At 61.7% G+C, this 17,871-nt stretch carries 16 protein-coding genes; 8 read left to right on the top strand and 8 right to left on the bottom strand.

Features of this window, described 5'->3' with window-relative positions; translation table 11 throughout:
* Nucleotides 1-5: 5 nt before the first annotated feature.
* Complete coding sequence (locus R3C98_RS00470; RefSeq protein ID WP_371312142.1) at nucleotides 6-743, bottom strand: hypothetical protein; 738 nt, start codon at nucleotides 741-743, stop codon at nucleotides 6-8.
* A 191-nt stretch (nucleotides 744-934) separates the two neighbouring features.
* Here R3C98_RS00470 and R3C98_RS00465 point away from each other — a divergent pair, with 191 nt between their 5' ends.
* The 3 genes from R3C98_RS00465 (at nucleotide 935) to R3C98_RS00455 (ending at nucleotide 4,064) form a co-directional block, all read left to right on the top strand.
* On the top strand, nucleotides 935-1,552 hold the full coding sequence (locus tag R3C98_RS00465) for a helix-turn-helix transcriptional regulator (RefSeq protein WP_371312141.1): 618 nt from the start codon (nucleotides 935-937) through the stop codon (nucleotides 1,550-1,552).
* A gap of 67 nt (nucleotides 1,553-1,619) precedes the next feature.
* Nucleotides 1,620-3,119, top strand: a complete 1,500-nt coding sequence (locus R3C98_RS00460) for an aspartate aminotransferase family protein (protein WP_371312139.1) — start codon at nucleotides 1,620-1,622, stop codon at nucleotides 3,117-3,119.
* A 39-nt stretch (nucleotides 3,120-3,158) separates the two neighbouring features.
* Nucleotides 3,159-4,064, top strand: coding sequence for a LysR family transcriptional regulator (locus R3C98_RS00455; RefSeq protein WP_371312138.1), 906 nt, complete (start codon nucleotides 3,159-3,161; stop codon nucleotides 4,062-4,064).
* 114 nt (nucleotides 4,065-4,178) lie between these two features.
* Here R3C98_RS00455 and R3C98_RS00450 read toward each other — a convergent pair whose 3' ends face one another.
* From R3C98_RS00450 to R3C98_RS00440, 3 genes are all read right to left on the bottom strand, one after another.
* Nucleotides 4,179-5,696: a sodium:solute symporter family protein gene (locus R3C98_RS00450; protein ID WP_371312137.1), complete on the bottom strand. Its 1,518-nt coding sequence runs from the start codon at nucleotides 5,694-5,696 to the stop codon at nucleotides 4,179-4,181.
* Nucleotides 5,697-5,789: 93 nt separating this feature from the next.
* Entirely contained in the window at nucleotides 5,790-6,254 is a 465-nt protein-coding gene (locus tag R3C98_RS00445) for a Dps family protein (protein WP_371312135.1), read from the bottom strand.
* Nucleotides 6,255-6,344: 90 nt separating this feature from the next.
* A complete protein-coding gene (locus R3C98_RS00440) occupies nucleotides 6,345-7,556 on the bottom strand; it encodes a pyridoxal phosphate-dependent aminotransferase (protein WP_371312134.1) in 1,212 nt (403 codons plus the stop codon).
* A gap of 252 nt (nucleotides 7,557-7,808) precedes the next feature.
* Here R3C98_RS00440 and R3C98_RS00435 point away from each other — a divergent pair, with 252 nt between their 5' ends.
* Nucleotides 7,809-8,138, top strand: coding sequence for a hypothetical protein (locus tag R3C98_RS00435; protein ID WP_371312133.1), 330 nt, complete (start codon nucleotides 7,809-7,811; stop codon nucleotides 8,136-8,138).
* Nucleotides 8,139-8,176: 38 nt separating this feature from the next.
* Complete coding sequence (uvrC, locus tag R3C98_RS00430) at nucleotides 8,177-10,051, top strand: excinuclease ABC subunit UvrC (RefSeq protein ID WP_371312132.1); 1,875 nt, start codon at nucleotides 8,177-8,179, stop codon at nucleotides 10,049-10,051.
* On the opposite strand, the gene R3C98_RS00425 is transcribed toward uvrC, so the two are convergent.
* On the bottom strand, nucleotides 10,033-10,659 hold the full coding sequence (locus tag R3C98_RS00425) for a TetR/AcrR family transcriptional regulator (RefSeq protein ID WP_371312130.1): 627 nt from the start codon (nucleotides 10,657-10,659) through the stop codon (nucleotides 10,033-10,035). The genes uvrC and R3C98_RS00425 overlap by 19 nt on opposite strands.
* Before the next feature lie 111 nt (nucleotides 10,660-10,770).
* On the opposite strand from R3C98_RS00425, the gene R3C98_RS00420 reads away from it, so the two are divergent.
* On the top strand, nucleotides 10,771-12,099 hold the full coding sequence (locus R3C98_RS00420) for an oxygenase MpaB family protein (RefSeq protein ID WP_371312129.1): 1,329 nt from the start codon (nucleotides 10,771-10,773) through the stop codon (nucleotides 12,097-12,099).
* A 65-nt stretch (nucleotides 12,100-12,164) separates the two neighbouring features.
* On the opposite strand, the gene R3C98_RS00415 is transcribed toward R3C98_RS00420, so the two are convergent.
* Nucleotides 12,165-13,658, bottom strand: a complete 1,494-nt coding sequence (locus tag R3C98_RS00415) for a M20 family peptidase (protein ID WP_371312128.1) — start codon at nucleotides 13,656-13,658, stop codon at nucleotides 12,165-12,167.
* 111 nt (nucleotides 13,659-13,769) lie between these two features.
* Here R3C98_RS00415 and R3C98_RS00410 point away from each other — a divergent pair, with 111 nt between their 5' ends.
* Nucleotides 13,770-15,137 carry an MFS transporter gene (locus R3C98_RS00410; protein WP_371312127.1) on the top strand — a complete coding sequence of 456 codons (1,368 nt, stop codon included), beginning with the start codon at nucleotides 13,770-13,772 and terminating at the stop codon, nucleotides 15,135-15,137.
* On the opposite strand, the gene R3C98_RS00405 is transcribed toward R3C98_RS00410, so the two are convergent.
* Both R3C98_RS00405 and ubiG read right to left on the bottom strand, forming a co-directional pair.
* Nucleotides 15,134-15,745, bottom strand: coding sequence for a DUF924 family protein (locus R3C98_RS00405; protein ID WP_371312126.1), 612 nt, complete (start codon nucleotides 15,743-15,745; stop codon nucleotides 15,134-15,136). The two genes, R3C98_RS00410 and R3C98_RS00405, sit on opposite strands and share 4 nt — an antisense overlap.
* Nucleotides 15,746-15,761: 16 nt before the next feature.
* Entirely contained in the window at nucleotides 15,762-16,532 is a 771-nt protein-coding gene (gene ubiG, locus R3C98_RS00400; protein ID WP_371312125.1) for a bifunctional 2-polyprenyl-6-hydroxyphenol methylase/3-demethylubiquinol 3-O-methyltransferase UbiG, read from the bottom strand.
* An 89-nt stretch (nucleotides 16,533-16,621) separates the two neighbouring features.
* On the opposite strand from ubiG, the gene R3C98_RS00395 reads away from it, so the two are divergent.
* On the top strand, nucleotides 16,622-17,869 hold the full coding sequence (locus R3C98_RS00395) for an aspartate kinase (RefSeq protein ID WP_371312124.1): 1,248 nt from the start codon (nucleotides 16,622-16,624) through the stop codon (nucleotides 17,867-17,869).
* Nucleotides 17,870-17,871 lie beyond the last annotated feature (2 nt).

Here is a 17,871-nt window from a genome sequence, read left to right as displayed (position 1 = left end):
GCCTTCTAGTCATTTTCCTCAGTTTTGAGAAAGGTGCTCATTTGCTTTAGAAAAGTCCGAACAGCTTTGTAGATATCCGCACCTTGTTCCTGGGTGTAGCTTCGTCTTGGATGCATGGTATCGTTTCGCCAGCATTCTTTGACATGCCACAAGTTTGATCGAAGTTCGTTCCATTTTTTCCGATCTTCGCCTCGCGGCATGTCTTTTATTTTTACGTCGATATCTGCGAGTATTTTGCCCCATTCCTTTTCGACGTTTTCAATCCCCAGCGACTTCGCGAGTTGAGCAACTGCGGATTCCATTACGCGCATAAGGTAAAATACGCATCCGGCAGGAAGTCCCAAGCCTATTGATCGGGCTGCGTTGAGCATGTCCTGCCTCAATTCAGGAAATGACTCCTGAATGTCCGACCAGAAGGGGTTGGCTCCATCGAAGAATGGCTTTCTGTCCGCAGGAATAATGAGTACTACTTCATTTTCGAAAGTAGCAAGAATGTTCCGTACCACAACATCGTACGCGTCATAAGTTTCTGGCGGATCGACTTTTGTATAAGCTAGAAATGTTTGTAGAGTGTCGAGTTTAAGAGAGCCGGCAAGCCTAATTGCGTCATCAATTACTCCGGCAATATGCTCTTTGAGTGTGTCCGAAATCTCATTTTCGTTTTCTATGTCGAAAAACCTTTCTCGCACATATCTGAGATCAATCCCAAGGTTCACAAATTCATCTAAAGATTCAAACATCATGGTATTGCAGCTTGTCCATTGGATATCGTCTGTAATTTGAAACTAGTGTACCGTGATTTGTATTTCGTACTAACATAGAAATACGCTCGATTTCTGACTGTGTTTTTATAGGACAATATTCCTCCCTCGCTTGACCGTAGGCAAATAATCCTATAGCGCTGGCACCCGCGAAAATGGCGGAGTGTGGCCTTATGCGGCACAAGGATATCTGGCGGGGGATTGACCAGTTGGCGGCTCATCATGGGTTGACCCCTTCGGGCCTTGCGCGCCGGGCGGGGCTGGACCCGACGGCCTTCAATCCGTCGAAACGCGAAGGCGCCGATGGCCGCCCGCGCTGGCCGAGCACCGAGAGCCTCGCCCGCGTGCTGGACGCGGTCGGTTCCGGCTTTGACGATTTCGCCGCGCTGATCGATGGCCGCCGGGGCGCGACGGCGCCGCTGATCGGCTTCGCGCAGGCCGGGCAGGACGGCTATTTCGACGATGCCGGCTTTCCCGCGGGGCAGGGCTGGGAAGAGGTACGCTTCCCGGGCCTCGGGCTGGAAACCGTCTACGCCCTCCAGATTAGTGGAGATTCCATGGAGCCCGCCTATCGCGCGGGGGACCGCATCATCGTTGCCCCCGGGGCAGAGGTGAAAAAGGGTGACCGCGTCGTCGCGAAAACCACGGGCGGCGAGGTGATGGCCAAGGTTCTGGAGCGGAAAAGCAGCCGTACCATCGCGCTGGCATCGCTGAATCCGGCCTATCCCGTGCGTGAGTTCAAACCCAGTGAAATCGCGTGGATCGCGCGGATTTTATGGGCGAGCCAATAGGAAATATTGACTCACATGTGACATCCGGTGCTTTGCAAAACGCCCAAAAGCGGGTGATTACGCGCGCATGACCGATAAGCCCATTGAAGAGCCGACACCGCAGGAATCGCTCGACCCGGAAAACTGGGACGAATTCCGCGCGCAGGCACGTCACATGCTGGATGCCGCCATCGACCGGCTGCAGGATGCCAGACAAGGCCGCGTGTGGACCGAGCTGCCGGGCGAGATCAAGGATACGCTGAAGGCGCCGCTGCCCCGCGAGGGCTGGGGCGTGCCGGACGTGATGGGCCGGATGGAGGCGCTGCTGCCTTACGGGGCGGGCAACACCAATCCGCGCTTCTTCGGCTGGGTGCATGGCTCGGGAACGCCGGCGAACATTCTGGCCGAGATCGCCGCCAGCGCGATGAACGCCAATGTCGGCGGGCGCGATCATGGCGCGATCTATGTCGAGAAACAGGTCGTCGCCTGGTGCCGGGAACTGTTCGAGTTTCCGGAGACCGCGAGCGGCATCGTTGTTTCCGGCACATCCATCGCGACAATCATCGCGGTGAAGGTGGCGCGGGATGCGCGGCTGAACTTCCACAGCCGCAAGGAAGGCATCTGCGGACATGGCCTTGTCGGCTACACCTCGACCGAGACGCACTCCTGCGTGGCGCGGGCGTTTGACCTCCTGGGCCTCGGCACGGACGCGCTGCGCAAGATCCCGGCGAATGACCGCTTTGAAATTGACATGGACGCGCTCAAAGCTGCCATCGCCGCAGACCGGGAAGCGGGCCTCACGCCCTTCATCCTGATCGGCACGGCGGGCACGGTGAATGTCGGCGCGATCGACCCGCTGGAAGAGCTGGCCGACCTCGCCGCCGAAGTAGACATGTGGTTCCACATCGATGGCGCCTTCGGGTCGCTCGGTGTACTGAGCGACCGGGTGAAAGAGCGCCTGACCGGCGTGAAGCGCGCGGATTCGCTCGCCTTCGACTTCCACAAATGGCTGCACGTCAATTACGATGCGGGCTTTGCGCTGATCCGCGACGAGAAGCTGCACCGCGCCGCCTTCACAGACCGGCCGGATTACCTGACCGCCAAGGCGCGCGGCCTTGCGGGTGGTAATCCGTGGCCTGTCGAATATGGCCCGGAACTGTCTCGTGGATTCCGTGCCCTGAAGGTGTGGGCGCAGATCGCGGAGTTCGGCACGGACCGCCTTGGCCGCATGATCGAACGCAACTGCTATCAGGCCTCATATCTCGGCGAGCAGGTGCAGAAGACGCCGGGCCTCGAATTGCTGGCACCCGTCGCGCTGAACATCTGCTGCTTCCGTTATACAGAGCCTGGCCTCTCCGATGCCGTGCTGGACGCGATGAATGACGAGATCGTCATCCAGCTGCAGGAGCAGGGGAGCGCCGCGCCGTCGACCACGCGCCTGAAAGGGCGCCTCGCCATCCGCGTGAACATCACCAATCACCGCACCGCCCGCGCCGATCTCGACATCCTGCTGGATGAAGTGCAGCGCATCGCCGCTTCGCCGGAAGTTGCGGCAGTCAAGGAAGCCGCGCTCAAGGATGCGGGCTAGGCCCTTGCCGCAGGCAGAAGAAACGGTCAGAAGTCATTGATGGACTGGGGTAAGCTAAGATCTTTCCACGCTGCGGCGGAAGCCGGCAGCCTGACCTCCGCCGGTGACCGGCTGGGCATTTCGCAATCGGCCGTCTCGCGCCAGATCGCGGCGCTGGAGGAAGTGCTGGGCGTGTCGCTGTTCCAGCGCCATGCCCGTGGCCTCGTGCTGACCGATGCCGGCCACACACTGTTCCGCTCCACGATGGAGATGGCGCAGGCCGCACAATCCGCGAACACGGCGCTGCGCGACCAGCAGGAGACCCCGCAGGGCGAACTGATCGTCTCGGCGCCGGTGGCTTTCGGGTCCACCTGGCTGGTGCCGCGCCTAGGCGGCTTTGTGAAGAAGCATCCCGACCTGCACCTCGACCTGCGGCTTGAGGACAGGGAATATGACCTGTTGAAGCTGGAGGCCGAATGCGCCATCCGCCTCTGGGCCGCCGACAAGGCTGACCTGATCCAGCGCAAGCTCGGCACGGTGGCGACGAACCTCTACGCTTCGCCGGAATACCTGAAGACGGCCGGCATGCCGCGCACGCCGCAGGATCTCGATAATCACCGCATCATCGCCTATGGCGATGAAAGCTCGCCCCTGCAGGAGATGAGCTTCGCCTGCCGTGTGGGCCGCGATGATGCCCCGCCGCGCCCGGCCACGCTGAAGGTGAACAATGTCTTTGCCATGTTGCGCGCCGTCGATGCCGGGCTCGGAATTGCGGACGTGCCGGACTATATGGCGTCCACCATGCCGCGGCTGGTGAAGGTTTTGCCGGAAAATGTCGGCCCGATCTTCGATCTTTACTTTATCTACCCAAGCGATTTACGGCGCTCCAAGCGCGTGGCCGCATTCCGCGACTTCGTAACAGCTGAAACAGAACAGCTACGCCGCTCAGCCATGCGGCAGGTCTAAATGAACGCTTGTTAATTATGCATAATTGCATGAGTGATCTGACGCAGTGACGGTTGTGCACCTGCGAAAAGGCACTATCTAGACGTTATGCCAAGGGTCCCGGGCATTACCCAATCATTCCTCCGATTGGGCGTTTCCTCCCCCCTTCGGGACCCGATACTCATAAGCCCGGCGCGTCAATCGCAGCCGGGCTTTTTTTGGTTCGCCAATCAGGCCGCGGGATTCCAGCCCGCCGATCACCAGATAGACCGCCAGAGCGGCCAATACGGCAAACAGGTAGGACCCTTCATAGCCCTGCGTCCAGCCGGGCATGTTGTCCGCGGCTGTTTCGTCGTAGAGGCTGACAAACCAGGCTGGCATGCCTTCGCCGAAGAAGCTCGCCAGGGCTCCGGCCACCATGGCGCCGAGGGCGGCCATTTCGCGTCCGAATTTGGAATGCAGTCCGATCAGCAGGGCGACGGCAATCCCGGCCGAGCCGAAGGAAGAGGCGATTTCGACAAGGCCCTTGATGGTCTCGCCCGAGGCCGCGATGGCATAGGCGAGGAGGCCGGCGAGCAAGGTCAGCGAGCGGCCGAAGAGCAGCTTGCGCGGCTCCGGCAGGTTGCGCGCGACCCGCTCGATCAGGTTCCGGCTGGCAATCGCGGAGACGGCGAGCAGCGTCGTGTCCACCGTCGACAGGATGGCCGAGACAAGCGCCCCCATCAGAACGGTGTACATGAGCGGGGAGAGATATTGCCGCGCCAGTTCCGGCAGGTAGCTGTCGGTGCTTTCGGCCTCGAAGCCCGCGGCGTGGCCGAGCAGGCCGATGACCAGCGGGATCGCGCCCAGCACGAGGTAGAGGCCTGAGGCGAGGTAGCAGCCCATGCGGGCGACGCTGGCGGACTTCGCGCCAAGGAAACGGGAGATCGCCTCCTGCGCCACCAGTGAGCCGACGATGGGAATCATCCAGGCGTCGATTGTGGAGAGCCAGCTTTCCTTCGTCCCGTCTTCCTCGGTCAGGCGCCATTGCAGCTGTTCCGGCCCGATATGGGAGAAGGAGAAGTCCCCGGTCGCCAGCACGGTGATGAGCAGGATGACGAGCCCGGTCATCATGACGGCGCCCTGCACCATGTCGGTCATCGCATCGCCCAGCAGGCCGCCAATCGTCGTGTAGGCGATGATGATGACGGCGCCTGCGAAGAGGGCAAAGCCGAGGTCGATGCCTGCCGTCTCGGACAGGATCTGGCCCATGGCCAGAAGCTGGGCCGAGGCCCAGATGATCGAGGTGGGAATGGTCAGCACGGCAGCAGTGATCTCTGCCTTCTGCCCGAAACGCAGCTGCATATAGTCCGGGAAGGTCATCACACCGGATTCACGCAGCTTGTAGGCGAGGAAGAGCGCCATGCCGATCAGGCAGAGCGTATAGCCGAACGGGTCGGCACGCCCGCCCGCGAGGCCTTCCTCCGCGATGGCACCTGAGGCGCCCATCACCGTCTCCGCGCCGAACCATGTGGCGAAGACGGAGACGCCAACCATCAGCACGCCGAAGCGGCGCCCGGCGACAAAGTAATCGGCTTCGGAATTGACGAACCGGCTGGCCCAGATGGCGATGGCAAATTGCAGAACGATATAAACCGCAAGCGCAGCGACCATCCGCCAGATCTCCCGTTCTCAGCCCATCAGAAGAGCGAAACGGTTATGACGTTTTGGCCGCCGCGCAAGCGGTTTGTTTTTGGGGCCGGTGCCTCAGATGCTGGCGCGCAGCATCCAGGCTGTTTTCTCGGCGATCTGGGCACGCTGGGTGAACAGGTCGGCCGAAACGGCGTCGCCGTTTTTCTCAGCGACTTTCAGGCCTTCCTTGGCGGCGCGGCTGACGGCCTCGTGCCCCTTGGAGAGGTTTGCCACCATGTCGCTGGCGTCCGGGATGCCATTGTCCGGCTTGATGGTGGCGAGGTCCGTCATTTCACCGGGCGAGCCCGGGGCGAAATGATCGAGCGCGCGGATGCGTTCGGCGATCTCGTCGAGGGCGGCCCAGAGCTCAGTATACTGGGTCATGAACATGGCGTGCAGCTCATTGAAGCGCGGGCCGGTTACGTTCCAGTGGTAGCCATGGGTCTTGGCATAGAGCGCATAGGTCTCGCCCAGCAGCTTTTTCAGAGCCTCAACGGATTGGGCGCGTTGTTCTTCGGTCAGTCCAATGTCGATCGGCATGAAAATCTCTCCTTCTAATTACCCCCAAAATATGGGGATTGGCCGCTGGTGCGGCCAATCGAATGGTCGGAGGTGAGGTATAGGAAAAATCTATTTCAGGGCTTCGCAGAAGCGCTGGATCCGCACCAGAGCTTCCTTCAGTGCCTCGTCCGACGTGGCGTACGAAACGCGGAAGGCCGGGGAGAGGCCGAAGGCGGCACCGAACACAACGGCGACCTTTTCGGTTTCCAGCAGTTCGGAAGCGAAGTCCTCATCCGTCTCGATCACCTTGCCGGACGGGGCCGTCTTGCCGAGCACGCCCGCGCAGGACGGATAGACATAGAAAGCACCTTCAGGGGTGGGGCAGTGCAGACCGGGCGCCTTGTTCAGGCCCTCGACCACCATGTCGCGGCGTGCCTGGTAGGCGGCCTTGCGGGTGGGCAGGAAATCCTGCGGGCCGTTCAGGGCCTCTATGGCGGCATACTGGCTGATCGAGCAGGGGTTCGAGGTCGTCTGGCTGATCACCTTGCCCATGGCCTTGATCAGCTTGTCCGGGCCGCCTGCATAGCCGATGCGCCAGCCGGTCATCGCGTACGCCTTGGAGACGCCATTGATCGTCAGCGTGCGGTCCCACAGGGCCGGCTCGACCTGGGCGATCGTGGTGAATTCGAAGTCGTCATAGACGAGGTGCTCGTACATGTCGTCGGTCATGACCCAGACCTGCGGATGCTTCAGCAGCACGTCGGCGAGGGCCTTCAGCTCGTCGCGGGTGTAGGCCGCACCGGTCGGGTTGGACGGCGAGTTCAGGATCAGCCATTTGGTGTTCGGTGTGATCGCCGCTTCGAGGGCTTCCGGTGTCAGCTTGTAGCTGGAGTTCGGGCCACACTCGACCTTCACCGGCTCGCCGCCAGCCATCAGAACCATTTCCGGATAGGACACCCAGTAGGGCGCCGGGCAGATGACTTCGTCGCCGGGGTTCAGCGTTGCGACCAGTGCGTTGTAGATCACCGGCTTGCCGCCGGGCGCGACATGGATCTGCGCGGGCGTGTAGGTCAGGCCGTTTTCGCGCTTGAACTTGCCGCAGATGGCTTCCTTCAGTTCTGGCAAGCCGTCGGCAGGCGTGTACTTGGTCTTGCCTTCCTGGATGGCGCGAATGCCGGCTGCCTTGATGTTCTCCGGCGTGTCGAAATCCGGTTCGCCCGCGCCGAGGCCGATCACGTCATGGCCGGCGCGTTTCAGTTCAGCCGCCTTGGTGGTGACGGCAATGGTGGCGGAAGGTTTGACGCGGTCCAGCGCGTCCGACAGGCGGAGATCAGCAGCCATGATAGGTCCTTGAGGTGTTCCCAGGATGTGCAGCCGGGCAGGAGCGCCGGGCCGTGCTCGCAATACGCTTCGGGGCGGACGGCGGCAAGCCCTGCAGCCGCGTCATTTCGGGCCAGGGCATGGTTAATCCAGTATGACCACGCCCTGCACGATTTCATGGGTGCAGCGGCACCAAAGTTAAGCAAATCATGCGAAGGTGCGCGCTTGTTGGAGGGGCTTTCTTTTTCCCATGGCAGGGGAGGAGAGAAGACAATGATACTGGTATCGATACCGAACACATACGAGACGGTCGAAAGAGAATTCGGACTCGCGGTCGAGAACACGATCAGGGATTTCCAGATCTGGTTCGAGCGGCTTTCCGACATGGAAAGGCTGATGGGGCTTTGCGGCTTCATCCTGCTGCTGTTCTGCCTGGTTATTTCGAAATCCGCGACGCGCGCGGCAGACCCCGGCACGAGCCGGAGCTTTGCCGGATCCTTCACCCTGGTCGTCGTGTTCAGCTTTGTAGCGGGCATGCTGATCGACGGTCCGTTCGATCCGCGCCACTTCGTCAACGAAGAGATGATCCGCAGCTTCCTCTAAAGCTCGCATAAAGGCGCCGGGTCGCCTATTTTGGGGACATGGAGACTGAATCGCCGGGCGCGGCCCCCTTGCGGGGTGTCGACGTCATCAAGGACAATCTGACACGCCTGCCGGCAAAGCCGGGCGTCTACCGCATGTACGGGGACGCCGATGAAGTGCTGTATGTGGGCAAGGCGCGGAACCTGAAGGCGCGGGTCTCGAACTATGCCCGGCTTGGCGGCCATACCCAGCGGATCGCGCGGATGATCGCGCTGACCCGGCGGATGGAATTCGTTGTCACCGAAAGCGAGACCGAGGCCCTGCTGCTGGAGGCGAGCCTCATCAAGAGCCTGAAGCCGCGCTTCAACGTGCTGCTGCGGGACGACAAATCCTTTCCCTACATCCTGATCCGGCGCGATCATGAGGCCCCGCAGATCAAGAAGTATCGCGGGTCCAAACAGGACCAGGGCGACTATTTCGGGCCCTTCGCCAGCGCAGGCGCGGTGATGCGCACGCTGGACACGCTGCAGAAGGCCTTCCTGCTGCGCACCTGCGAGGACAGTGTCTACAATGCCCGCACGCGGCCTTGCATGTTGCACCAGATCAAGCGCTGCGCCGCGCCATGTGTGGGGCTGATTTCCATCACGGAATACCAGGAACTGGCAGACGAAGCGGCGGACTTCCTGCGCGGGAAGGGGGCGGACCTCCAGAAGCGGCTGGCCAGGGAAATGGAAGAGGCCGCCGAGGCTATGGACTTCGAACGCGCTGCCGCCCTGCGCGACCGGATCCGTGCCATCGCCCATGTGCGCGGCAGCCAGGATGTGAACCCGGACGATATCGAGGAAGCCGACATCTTTGCAATCGCGATGGAGGGCGGGGTCTCCTGTGTGCAGGTGTTCTTCATCCGGGCCGGCCAGAACTGGGGTGCGACGGCGCACTATCCGCGCCATGAACGTGATCAGACGGCGGAGGAAGTGCTCTCGGCCTTCCTGGTGCAGTTCTATGACAAGCGCCCGCCGCCGCGGCTGATCCTCGTTTCCGACATGCCGGAACAGGCCGACCTGATCGCCGAAGCGCTGAGCCTCAAGGCCAGCCGCAAGGTCGAGATCCGCAAACCCGAACGCGGCAGCAAGAAGGACCTCGTCGCGCAGGCCGCGCGCAATGCCAGCGAAGCGGTGACGCGGAAGCTGTCCGAAACCGCCAGCCAGGCGCGCCTTCTGAACGAGGTCGCGAAAGTGTTCGAACTGGAGAAACCGCCGGAGCGGATCGAGATCTACGACAACTCCCACATCCAGGGCACGAATGCCGTCGGCGGCATGGTTGTCGCGGGGCCGGAAGGCTTCACCAAGAACGCCTATCGCAAGTTCAACATCAAGGATGCGAGCCTGGAGCCCGGCGACGATTACGGCATGATGCGCGAAGTCATGCGCCGCCGTTTCAATCGCGCCAAGAAGGAACGGGAGGAGGGTGATCCGTCCAACTGGCCGGACCTCGTCCTGATCGATGGCGGCCTCGGCCAGCTGAACGCCGTAATCGAGGCGCTCAAGGAAAACGATCTGACTGCGGATGATGTGACGCTGGTCTCCATCGCAAAGGGCGTGGACCGGAATGCGGGCCGGGAACAGTTCTTCCGGCCGGGCAGGGCGCCCTTCAAGCTGCCCGAAAATGCCCCTGTGCTTTACTACCTCCAGCGCCTGCGCGATGAAGCGCACCGCTGGGCCATCGGCGCGCACCGGCAGAAACGCTCCGCCGCGATCGGCAAGTCACCGCTGGACGAGATCGAAGGCATTGGCCCGGCGCGCAAGAAGGCGCTGCTGCACCATTTCGGATCGGCGAAGGGCGTGTCCCGCGCGAAGGTGGCGGACCTGATGGAAGTGGACGGCGTGAACGAAGCGCTGGCCGAGCGCATCCACGGTCACTTCAACGGCGGCTGACCGTCCACATAGCCAGCGCGTTCGGCGAGGTTGGCGATGTAGCTTTCCATCAGGTGGACGAGTTCGTCTTCGAGGATTTTCGGATCGAGTTCCAGTTCCGGTTCGGCGATCGTCGCGCGAAGCAGATAGATCACGGTGTGCGTCAGGATGAAGGACGCTTCCTTGCCGAGGCCGAAGCCGAATTCCTCCCGCTGGCCGAAGGATTCCATGAAGGTGAAATGCTGGCGGCTGACTTCCTTGCCGCCCTGGGACTGGAAGACGACATTCGACAGGATGAGCTGCGTTTCAGGTGAGCCCTGAACACCCTGCATGGCAGCGCGGATGATCAGGCGCACGGTGCTCATGTTCGGCTCGTCGAGCAGCAACTGCGTGATCTTCTCCCGCAGGGCATCGCTGTAACGCCGGCTCAGTTCCACCAGAATGGCGTCGCGATCGTCGAAATACTGGTAGAGCGTGCCAATGGAGACACCGGCTCGTTTGGCAATCCGGCTGGTCGTGAATTTGGCATATCCGTCCGAATCCAAAACCTGAAAGGCTGCTTCCAAAATCGCGTCGACCGTGGCGCGGGCGCGGGCCTGCTTTGGATTTCTTCTATTTATTTCAACCATTTAGACTGGCCTGGTGATTGGCGAAATTCGCGATTTCAGATGCGAATAGAAAACCTGAGGATTTCTTACATTATTGAGGGAGCAGCGTCAGAAACGCAACCGGAGATCCGAATGACCGCATCACTCGAAGATGTGCACAAGCGCATTTCGCTTCAGAAAACGGCCTTGCCGGTCATGTATGGAGATATCGATTTTTCGATGGTCCCGGAGCGCTACACCGACGACCTCGCTGTCAGTTCCATGAAGGACTATGCGAAGAAATTTCCCCCGCCGCCCGCCGATATGGTGGAGCGGGTGAAGGCCTATACGATGCTGGGCGACATCACGGCAGATGCCTATGCGGCGCTGATGCCGGAATACGGCTTCAAGCGGCTGGTCGACATGCTGACCACGGCCTGCGCTGAAGGCATCGATGCGGTGCCGGACGCGCCGCCGGAACTTGTTGCCCTGATCGCCGAAATGGAAACCAAGCCGGACTGGCTGGACATGGACCTCGTCCGCGAAGGTGCACGGTTGAACCGCCTGCCGATGGCGGAAACCTCGCCCTGGATGATCCGGGGGGCGTTCCTCGCGACCTTCCTGAACAAGTACACAGCGCTGCCCATGGCGCTGACCGGCACGCTCAGCCATTCGACGGCATCGCGGCGCGTCAACGAGACGGCGACCTTCTTCACCATCACGACCCTGCCGGGGGCGCTGGAGCCGCGCGGTGAAGGCTTCAAGGCTGCCGCCATGGTGCGCCTGATGCACTCGATGGTGCGTTTCAACGTGCTGCGCCGCGTGAAGGGTTGGGACCAGTCCGTCTACGGAATTCCGATCCCGCAGGTGGACCAGATGCCGGCCGGCCTGATCGATGTGTTCCTGCTGGCGTTCAAGATGGTGGAAGAGGGGCGCACGGAATTCACCCCGGAAGAACGCGCCCGCGTGGAGTTCAGCCGCTATCGCTGCGTTCTTCTCGGCCTGCCGGAAGATCTTTTGATGGATACGCCGCAGGGCATCATCGATATCATGAATGCGCGCAGCGGTTCGATCCGCGCCGGGTTCGATGACGAGACCTGCGGGGCGCTGGTGCGGGCGACGCTCGCAACCTATCTGCCGCCGACCAAATCTCTCGGCAACCAGATCCACAATGCCCTGGAACGCCGCCTCGCGCGGCTCGTCCTCGTCAAGAGCTTCCTGGGTGGGAACAGCCAGATGGCGCGCGATATCGGCGTGCCGGTGGGTCCGCTGGATTATGCGGTGGCCGCCATCCTGTTCCCGATGATTGCGACGAAAATGGCGGTCTACAGCGCGGCACTGAAGGTGCCGGGTCTGCGCGGGCTCGTGGATCGCCACCTCGTCGCCAAACTCCGCCGGTTGCTCGTGCGCTACGGCCATGCCGAGTTCACGACCGACGCGTCAGCCTATCGACAGGCTGCACCTGCTGTCCCTGCGGAGTAGGGGGACGCAGCGGCCGGTCTCTCTGGGAGAGGACCGGCCGCTGTTGTTCCGCCTGCGGAAGGTGATCAGTCGCCCTGGTCCATCGCGACGATGATCTGCGCGAAACCGTTCGAGATACGGCCCATATTCTCAACCGACATCCGCTCGTTCGTGCCGTGGAAACCGGTCAGGTCCACCGGCGTGATGACGGCTGGCGAGAAGCGGTAGACGCGCGGTGTGATCGCGGTGGCGTAGCGGCCATCCGTTGCGCCGATCACCAGCGCCGGGGCCACCGGGGCGCCATAGCCCGCCGCTTCGGCGACACTTGCCAGCACGGCATAAGGCCGGCCGTCTGTCGGAGAAACGGGAGACGCTTCACCGCTGCCTTCTTCCGGCATGCCGACCTGGATGCCTTCGATGTCCTTCGTGACCTCTTTCACATGGTCGACCACGTCGGCGACCGTGTCGTTCGGGTGGACACGAAAATTGACCACGGCGGTGGAGCGCTGCGGCAGCACATTTTCCTTGGCCGATCCGCCCAGCATGGTCGGGGCGGTCGTGGTGCGCACCATCGCATTTCCGGCAGGCGTCGCGGAGAAGGATTTCTCCACCATGCCGCCGAACAGCCACATATTGGCGAGCGCCATCTTCTGCATGAAGGGCATGTCGCCGGCAGACGCGAGCAGCAGGTCGGAGACCGGCGGCTTCGAGAAGTCCGCCGGCATCTGGTTTTCATCCAGCGCGACGATGGCCTTGCCGAGCTGCACGTTCGCAGAGTCGCGCGGTGGCATCGACGAGTGGCCGCCCGTGCCGACCGAGGTGACCTGCAGCGTGACATAGCCTTTTTCGGAGACGCCGATCATGCCCATCTTCGCGCCGGTCAGCGGCGAGGGGTCGAGAATGGCGAAGCCTTCGTCGACGGCCATCACCGGTTCGATGCCGCGGGATTTCAGCAGGGCGATACCTTTTTCGGCGCCAGAGCCGAGCACTTCCTCGTCATGGCCGAACTGGAGAATGACCGTGCGCTTTGGCTGGAAGCCCGAGGCAGCGAGGGCTTCGACCGCTTCCATGATACCGATCAGGTTGCTTTTATCGTCGAGGGCGCCGCGGCCATAGATATAGCCATCGATGATGTCGCCCTTGAACGGTGCGCCGGTCCAGTCACCCTCGGTGCCGATGTTTACCGGCACCACGTCCTGGTGGGCCATCAGCAACAGAGGCTGGAGCGAGGGGTCGGAGCCCTGCCAGGTGTAGAGCAGGGTGAGCGTGTCCGGCACGATTTCCTTGGTCATCGCAGCGGTGGCGGCCGGATAGGTGGCGTCCAGCCAGTCATGCAGTTCCAGCCACGGGCCTTCCTGTCCGGGGCGCGGATCGCCGCCGGTCAGCGTGATGGTCTTGAAACGAATGGCTTCGGACAGATGCTCTGCAGCTGTGTCTGCCGATATGGCCGGAACTTCTGGCAGCTCCACCCGGTCGCCGACAGGGGCGCCGCCATAAGTGAAGGTGCGGTAGAGCACGACGGCGATGACCAGCGCGATCAGGCCCGCCAGCCCCATCAATATTTTTCTGAACACTTCCATGCCCTCCCGTCCATTTTGGAGGGACGGTTGCGGCTCCCCCATGGTTCGTCAAGGCGCAGTGCAGCAAAAAAATGACTTGCCCGTCACGATTTTCACGGCAATCATGCGTGCATGACTGACGCTCCGGCCAAGCGCCTGTCCCTGCCAAGGGTCCTTGCTTTTTCATCACTGAGTATCCCGCTCGCCGGTGTCGGCTTGCCGGTCGGGGTCTATCTTGCGCCGCTCTATGCGCGGGAAGTCGGTCTTGGCCTGGAGCTGACCGGCCTCCTATTCATGCTGCTCCGCTTCTGGGACATCTTCACCGATCCGGTGATGGGGTATCTGGTCGACCGCTATCGCAGCCCGTGGGGCCGCGTGCGGCACTGGGTTGTGCTGTCGGTGCCGATCCTCGGGCTCGCGACCTATTTCGTCTACATGCCGCACAGGGGCGATGGGCCGGTTTATTTCGTCGGCTGGATGCTGCTCTTCTATATCGGCTTTACGCTATTGCAGACCGCGCGTTCGGCCTGGGTGCCGGCGATTGCGGTGGACTATGACGACCGGTCGCGCCTGTTCCAGTGGGCAGAGATCATCAGCACACTATCAATGCTATTTCTGCTCGCCATTCCGGCAGTGCTTGGCCTTGCGGGCACCGGGATCGACCGGTTCGGGCAAGTGGCGATTATGGGATGGGTCCTGTTGTTCTCCCTGCCGCTCGCGGCCTTCCTGTCCTGCACCTTCGTGCGTGACGATCCGGTGCGGGGCGACCGGGGGGAGGCGCAGCGCTTCCGGCTGAAGCCCTTCATTGCGGCGCTTCGCAACAAGTATCTTGGCAGAATTCTTCTGCTGGAACTGCTCACCGGCACCGCCATTGCCGTGACGGCGGCGAACTATTTGTTCGTCGCGGAATTCGTGTTCGGCCTGTCGGACGGCATGTCGAGCCTCATCCTCATGTTCTTCTTCCTGCTGGCCGTTCTGGCGCTTCCGTTCTGGCTGAAGCTTGCGGCGAAGACAGAGAAGAGCGTTGCTTTCCGGATCGCCGTTCTGACCTCCGTCACCAGCTATGTCATCTACTACATTGTCGGGCAGATCGGCGGCTTCTGGCCGCTGCTGTTCGGCGCCATTTTCAATGGGGCAGCTTTCAGTGCCCCCATCGTGCTGACCCGTTCCATGACGGCGGATGTCGTGGAGTGGCAGGCGGCGCAGACGGGTGAAAACCGGTCGGGCATTTATTACTCGCTGGTGACGAGCGCCTACAAGGTCGGCAACAGTATCGCCTTCGGGGTTGGTTATTTCATTCTCGGCCAGATCGCGGGCTTCCATCCGGGGAAGGAGAATTCGCCGGAAGCAATCCAGGGCCTGCTGCTGGTGTTCTGCGTCTTGCCGGCGGTTCTCTACATCCTGGCGGGCCTTGTGTCGTCCCGTTATCCGCTGACGCGGGCGATGCAGCAGGAGATCAGCAAGTCGCTCGATCCGCGCGGGCCGGAAGTGATGGACTAGAAGCCGCCACCTTCGGCCAGCCATTCCTTTTCCTCGTCCGTCGAGTCCCGGCCGAGCGCGTTGTTCCGGTGCGGGAAGCGGCCGAACTCGTCGATTACCTTCTTGTGGTCCTTGGCATATTGCAGCGTGCTTTCGATCAGGCTGCGAAAGCCTTCGCGGGACTCGACCAGAAGGTCGGTGAAGACAGCGACCGAACGGTCCTGATCTTCAGGCGCTTCGGAATGTTCGAGCGGCAGGTAGAAGAAGATCCGCTCGACTTCGGACATGGATTTGTCCTGACGCAGGACCAGCCCATCCTTGCAGAGGAGGAGGGCCAACTCGTCCTGCTCGAAGGCGCGGGCATCGTCGCGGTAAAGGTTCCGGCTGAACTGGTCGAGCACGATGATTGCGGCAAGACGCTCACGCGGGCCGCGCGAGGCCCAGTCCTGCGCGGAGGGCAGGTCCGACAGTGTCTCCAGCAGCTCGCCGAAGCGATCGCGGATCTCCGCGTCCGTCTCTTTTGATTTGCCGAACCAGAGTTTGTGCTTTTCCCCCGCCGCGTCCGGTGAGGCGGTTGCCTCTCCGATCCAGTAGTCGATGACGTCCTGCGGTGTGGGAAGTTCGCTCATTTGTCCGGGTCTGCCTTCAAGGTCTGGGGGCAACAATCATGTAATTGACCGAGGTGTCGGTGGTGATCTTCCAGGCCCCGGTCAGCGGCGCGTAGGAAACGCCCATGGGCGGCTCGGGTTCCAGACCCGCTTCAGCGAGGGCATCGTGCACGGTTTCCGGCGGCAGGAATTTCGACCAGTCATGCGTGCCGCGCGGCAACCAGCCGAGCACGTATTCAGCGCCGACCACGGCGGTCGCCAGTGCCTTGGCCGTCTTGTTGAGCGTCGCCACGATCATCAGCCCGCCGGGCTTCACGAGGCTGGCCGTGTCCTTCAGGAACTGGACCGGGTCTGCGACATGTTCGACCACTTCGAGGTTCAGAACGACATCAAAAAGCGGCTCGCCGGCATCGATCAGGCCTTCGGCGGTGCCGGCCCGGTAATCGATGGTTAGGCCTTCTTCCTGCGCATGCGTCAGCGCGGTCTTGATATTGGCTTCGGAGGCATCGACGCCGGTGACCGCCGCGCCAAGCCGCGCCATGGGCTCACAGGCGAGGCCGCCGCCGCAGCCAATGTCCAGTAATCTCAATCCTTCCAAGGGCTTAACCTTGCCCGGTTCGATCCCGAAATGCCGCTCGGCGGTCTCCCGGATGAAGCGCAAACGGACGGGGTTAAACCGGTGCAAAGGGCGAAATTTGCCCTTCGGGTCCCACCATTCCGCAGCGATGGAGGAAAATTTTTCCACCTCGGCCGGGTCGATGCTCGGGGTCGAGGGTGCCCCTAGGGAGCCTTCAATTGTTTTCACCATGGTCTATCAAACCTGTTTGATCCGGCTTCGAACAGCCCCTATGAGGGCGCTTATAGGGGCATACCCGTTTCTACAGGATATAGGGCGAAATGGCGCGCACGGTACTCAAGTTTGGCGGAACCTCAGTTGGAGACCTCGATCGCATTGCGAACGTGGCCGACATTGTTGCCGCCCGCGCAAAGCAGGGTGAGCATATGGCCGTGGTCGTTTCGGCCATGGCAGGCGAGACCAACAAGCTGGTTGCGCTGGCCGAAGGGGCGGCCGGCAGCGAGCTCAAACGCGAGCAGTATGACGACGAGTATGACGTCGTTGTCGCCTCGGGCGAACAGGTGACGGCAGGCCTTCTCGCATTGGCGCTGCGCAAGCGCGGCCTGAAGGCACGCTCCTGGCTTGGCTGGCAGCTGAAGCTGAAAACCAACAAGAGCCACGGCAAGGCCCGCATCATGGGCTTTGACGATTCCCGCCTGCCGGATTCCATCGATGCGGGCGAGATCGCCGTGATCGCCGGTTTCCAGGGCGTGACCGAAGATGAGCGGGTCGCCACGCTTGGCCGGGGCGGGTCCGATACCAGCGCCGTGGCGGTGGCCGCCGCGCTGAATGCCCAGGTCTGCGACATCTATACCGATGTCGACGGCGTTTATACGACCGACCCGCGCATCGTGCCGAAAGCGCGGCGGATCGAAAAAATCTCGTTCGAGGAAATGCTCGAAATGGCTTCGCTGGGCGCCAAGGTCCTCCAGACCCGCTCGGTCGAAATGGCCATGAACCATAACGTGCCGGTGCGCGTGCTCTCCAGCTTCCTGAAGCCCGGAGAGCCCAATCCCGGAACCCTAGTCTGCGCAGAGGAAGAAATCGTGGAAAAGCAGGTTGTCAGCGGCGTCGCCTATTCGCGTGATGAGGCGAAGATCACCCTTTTCGGAATGCCGGACAAACCGGGCGTATCGGCGAAACTCTTCGCCGCGCTCGCCAAGGCCGGTGTCAATGTCGACATGATCGTGCAGGCCAATGCCCGCGGTCCGGACCGGGCCAACATGGTGTTCACCTGCACCGACCGTGACAGCCCGTTCGCCAAAGAGACGCTGGAAAAGCTGAAAGACGACCTCGGTTTCGACTCGATGGAAGTCACGCGCGACGTCTCCAAGGTTTCGATCATCGGCGTCGGCATGAAGAGCCACACAGGCGTTGCCGAGACGATGTTCCGCGCGCTTTCGGAGAAGAACATCAACATCGATGTCATCGCGACATCCGAAATCAAGATTTCGGTTCTGATTGCAGCGCCTTATACGGAACTCGCGGTGAGGGCACTGCACACTGCCTTCGGCCTTGACGCCGAGTAACA

The organism is Hyphomonas sp. (assembly GCF_041398465.1).
Classification (GTDB): domain Bacteria; phylum Pseudomonadota; class Alphaproteobacteria; order Caulobacterales; family Hyphomonadaceae; genus Hyphomonas.
This window is presented reverse-complemented; position numbering and strand designations above follow the sequence as displayed.

Bases quoted from the DNA above. Each gene is read 5' to 3' on its own strand.
- ubiG (WP_371312125.1), bottom strand. From the start codon at position 16,532: ATGGTGAAAACAATTGAAGGCTCCCTAGGGGCACCCTCGACCCCGAGC.
- R3C98_RS00420 (WP_371312129.1), top strand. From the start codon at position 10,771: ATGACCGCATCACTCGAAGATGTGCACAAGCGCATTTCGCTTCAGAAA.
- R3C98_RS00465 (WP_371312141.1), top strand. From the start codon at position 935: ATGCGGCACAAGGATATCTGGCGGGGGATTGACCAGTTGGCGGCTCAT.
- R3C98_RS00395 (WP_371312124.1), top strand. From the start codon at position 16,622: ATGGCGCGCACGGTACTCAAGTTTGGCGGAACCTCAGTTGGAGACCTC.
- R3C98_RS00450 (WP_371312137.1), bottom strand. From the start codon at position 5,696: ATGGTCGCTGCGCTTGCGGTTTATATCGTTCTGCAATTTGCCATCGCC.
- R3C98_RS00455 (WP_371312138.1), top strand. From the start codon at position 3,159: ATGGACTGGGGTAAGCTAAGATCTTTCCACGCTGCGGCGGAAGCCGGC.
- uvrC (WP_371312132.1), top strand. From the start codon at position 8,177: ATGGAGACTGAATCGCCGGGCGCGGCCCCCTTGCGGGGTGTCGACGTC.
- R3C98_RS00435 (WP_371312133.1), top strand. From the start codon at position 7,809: ATGATACTGGTATCGATACCGAACACATACGAGACGGTCGAAAGAGAA.
- R3C98_RS00425 (WP_371312130.1), bottom strand. From the start codon at position 10,659: ATGGTTGAAATAAATAGAAGAAATCCAAAGCAGGCCCGCGCCCGCGCC.
- R3C98_RS00410 (WP_371312127.1), top strand. From the start codon at position 13,770: ATGACTGACGCTCCGGCCAAGCGCCTGTCCCTGCCAAGGGTCCTTGCT.
- R3C98_RS00440 (WP_371312134.1), bottom strand. From the start codon at position 7,556: ATGGCTGCTGATCTCCGCCTGTCGGACGCGCTGGACCGCGTCAAACCT.
- R3C98_RS00405 (WP_371312126.1), bottom strand. From the start codon at position 15,745: ATGAGCGAACTTCCCACACCGCAGGACGTCATCGACTACTGGATCGGA.
- R3C98_RS00445 (WP_371312135.1), bottom strand. From the start codon at position 6,254: ATGCCGATCGACATTGGACTGACCGAAGAACAACGCGCCCAATCCGTT.
- R3C98_RS00460 (WP_371312139.1), top strand. From the start codon at position 1,620: ATGACCGATAAGCCCATTGAAGAGCCGACACCGCAGGAATCGCTCGAC.
- R3C98_RS00470 (WP_371312142.1), bottom strand. From the start codon at position 743: ATGATGTTTGAATCTTTAGATGAATTTGTGAACCTTGGGATTGATCTC.
- R3C98_RS00415 (WP_371312128.1), bottom strand. From the start codon at position 13,658: ATGGAAGTGTTCAGAAAAATATTGATGGGGCTGGCGGGCCTGATCGCG.